The sequence below is a fragment of the Bacteroides sp. 1_1_30 genome (genome assembly GCF_020982715.1).
In the GTDB taxonomy this organism is placed as follows: Bacteria; Bacteroidota; Bacteroidia; order Bacteroidales; family Bacteroidaceae; genus Bacteroides; species Bacteroides xylanisolvens.
Genome location: NZ_JAJKHN010000170.1, coordinates 1 through 3659 on the forward strand (window position 1 = coordinate 1; position 3659 = coordinate 3659).

1 protein-coding gene and 1 pseudogene are annotated in these 3659 nt (G+C 32.6%); both read right to left on the reverse strand.

Annotated elements, in window-relative coordinates:
* Positions 1-2075: 2075 nt before the first annotated feature.
* Positions 2076-3017 (reverse strand): hypothetical protein, encoded by a 942-nt coding sequence (locus tag LPH68_RS25710; protein ID WP_004311519.1) that lies wholly within the window; start codon positions 3015-3017, stop codon positions 2076-2078.
* A gap of 299 nt (positions 3018-3316) precedes the next feature.
* Positions 3317-3659, reverse strand: a pseudogene (locus LPH68_RS25715) (hypothetical protein); the annotation flags it as partial.

Sequence of the window (3659 nt, forward strand, 5' to 3'; positions counted from 1 at the left end):
AGATGTGTATAAGAGACAGATACAAAAGTCGGTTGTTGTCACCAATATTATCTTAAAATAACTCATCTACAAAAGCTATGTGTTGTGACATCGTATTGTTAAAAAAACATTGTCATAAACGTCTGACGTCTCTTGATAGATTTACTTTTAGAGGGTATCATATAGCTATCTTCCATATCGTTTCGAGTCGCTTTCTGTACTCATTTGATATCATTCAGGCCATACTCTTGAACATTCACTCATGCAATAGGGGCACTTAAGTTCTAATAAATAGATTATCTCGCTAGCAGTCTCATCTCTCACCACACAGCTAGATTTATTATAAAGTTAAATTCAATGCTCGTGCAAACGGCTGTTTGTTCTGATTTAATGTACTCTTTGTTTGAAGGCACAAAGATATAATGAGTATCTAATATTCAAATAAACTTTGTTTTAAGACTTTTTATGACACAAACAAATACGAATGATTTGAAAAATAAATTGATTCTCTTTCATAAGATGTTCTTTCCTATAAGTTAATAAAAAAAACACTTTATATAATTTTTTTTCTCTTCATTTTTTCGAAAAGCCCCAGTCTTCCATTTTTTATAGAATATCATTTACATATTCCTATTTTTTCCATCCATGCATTATATACCTCATTTTTAGGTGAAGTTCACCCACTCTCTCCTCTTATTTTAGTCAGATTATGCTGCCGTTCTTTTTTTTTCTTCGTGACCTTTTCAATCATACATACCGCATTGAACGTATGTACTCCAAAGAAAATCCAAAATATTTCCACTTCCCTGTTTCTGGCTTTTTATTCTGGTCTGTAAATAATATTATTTCTACATTTTAAAACTTCCTTTCAATCTGGTAGCACTTTCATGGCTGAGTTCTGACCATCAAATCTTACGAAATGGAGCAATTTAGATAGCTCAGACCTTGTACTTAAAGAAGTGTTTTGTAAAACTTTTTAAATTGACATTATTAGTGTAGCTTGAATCCGCAGCAAGTACCTTAATCCTAACTTTGATCAGTTGTTGTAAATGAATACAGTCTTTCAAATGTATTACTTCGTTAAAAGCCGTAAAGGAGATATGTTCTATAAAGGAGATTTCATCTATCTGTATACTGTTGACTTTGCCTCCGAATTAAACGGATTTGTTTTTTCTTGCCTTAATAATAGTCTGGAGGGACTAAATATTAAGGAAATTTGCTAATTACTGACGAATCACATTAACGATTTAGGATTGGTTAGTGAATGAAGAGGGGCAATCTGAACACCACTAAATAACTGGTAACGAATATTACTAGTTAAATATTTAATCAGTTATGAATATGAAAAGTTGATATAGGACTTCAAGACTACCAAGGCCATTTTATTTTCAGGAGAAAAAAATAACTTTTACCCCCCCCAAAAAAAAAGGAGAGGATGTCAAGCATCTGTTGGGTTATTCCCAAGAAAGTGAACAGAGTATGGAAGCTGCTGATTTATTCGTTACAACTTTGACGATAATTTTTAAGCATATCGAGCGGTGTAAAATCTACCTAAACAAAACACGATTTCTTTTATATCTTTATCGTGTATTTTTATTTTAGATTTTCATCGGTTGGATTTAACCGATTGAAGAATAAACTTTTAGCAGAGTATTTGAGAAATAGAGGTAACGAATTAGCAACCGTGCAAATTTCAGCGATTTGCGGTGCTATGTTGTCAAATAACTCTTTGTAAATACAAATAAAATATTTAGTACAATTTTGAAGACATCATTAATAACCTTATTTATATCCATACACCTTTGGTTTGTTTCCCTATATTTATTGATAATCTTTTATTCACATATTTGGTAAATATTTCAATCTACGTAGATTTTATAACTAATAGAGTATAAACAATACAAGCTATTCCAACAAATAAAGCTACGGCAGAGCATTTGGTAAATATTGTATCTTTATTTTTAATACCATACATAAGCCCAATAATAGCACATAAAGGAATACCGACAGGAATAATCGTCAGAAACCAAATGAGTATTTTATGATACCCATTGCTGTTAATACTTTGTTTTTCAAATTACTCATAGCTACCATTCTCATTGCTTGTTACTCTTCGCATCTCTTTCTTTATTCATCAACCGCCAAATAGCTTTCTGATATTTCAACTTGGCGAACATCTCGTCATCTTGGTTATCTATCTTTAAGGTCATTACCCGAATACTTGGGGCAGTGGGATATCGGCTTCTCACTATATCATCCACTAGAAACCCGCATAGTCCGGTAGCCGGTTCTGTAAACAAGAAACCTTGAAACATGAGATTAATATAGTCTGCATTTTCGCAAAGATACGCCTTGTACCTCTTATATGTATCCAACTTCATATAATCTTCTGCACGGCTGCTGAAATTTGGCTTGGCAATTTCTTCGCATAAGGCAGATTCTAATTTGCTGTAGGTGGCAGTATCTAAATCTCCCCACCAATAATGATCTTCGGGATTGACCGACATATCCACCCATTCAGAAGCCTCCCAGTAGTCTATCGCAAACACAATTGAATCGGCTTTCTCTTTGGATGAGTAATAGATGGAATCTTTCTCCCAACCTTTGAATATACTTTCAATAGAATCTATTTTCTCTTTCCTAATTTTATTATATATGTTTTTTAAATCGTAGCCATGAGGTAACGATATTTGAAAAACACCGTTTTCAATTCTTGCATTCACCTTTGGATTTGTGATTACCGTATCGTCAAGTACAAAAGCTATATGTTTGCCAATTGCCTTTTCTGTTTCTTTTGCCCATTTTTTTAGTTTATGCTTGCTTATTTGCCCCACAATTACGCATGTCCCATTTTCATCAGAATCCATTCGTAACGAAACAAAATCTTTTACTGTTACAATAGACTCTTTAGCAATACTGTCTTTTTGCTGTGATAGGATGTGATACCATCCATTCTCATAGTGGGTTTTATGTATTTGATTACAGGAAGCGAAATAAGCAATTAAAATAAGTATTCCGAATAAATTCTTTTTTTGCATGTTCTTATATAATAAAAAAATAAACTGTTATCTGTTCCTGAATTGTATCCGTCAGATATATTTAAAGCATTATGTTTCAAATTAGCTACTTCTCCAAATATATAAGCAAAAGTAGATTGTTTGCCTTTTTAAGAAGACTGTTCAAATCTGTTTTGATATTGTTTTTCTTGATCACAACTTATAAGATGGATTGTGTATAGTTATTTCATCTCGCCAAGCATATTCCTTGTTTTATCCATATAATTACTGAAATGCGCCTTTACCTGTCAAAAATATATTACCGTAAATAATGTACCGTTTTATCCCAAAAGATTTAAAAACAGTTCTTTATTTACTATTTTTGCAGATTTGATACGTGATTTGAGCCGTGATTTTCGAGCATATACGTTAGCCACCGTATCCTTCATGAATAAGCTAATTACTTGTGGTGAGAATCCTACAAAAATATAGCATAACAGCCTGGTGTCAGAAGTTTTCATGGTCGGAAAATCTTCCTTGAGCTTGTACATGGCATTGTCATGACAAGTGTTTACGATTTTTTCCAATTCTTGCAGTATTTCATTGCTTTCTGCAAAATCTGTAATTATCTGCTTTACTTCATTAAATATGACTGACTGTTGCGATGTTGTATTTTCACGTTCA

What these genes read in the sequence shown, in the direction of transcription:
- LPH68_RS25710 (WP_004311519.1), bottom strand. Translation starts at nt 3,017, where the DNA reads ATGCAAAAAAAGAATTTATTCGGAATACTTATTTTAATTGCTTATTTC.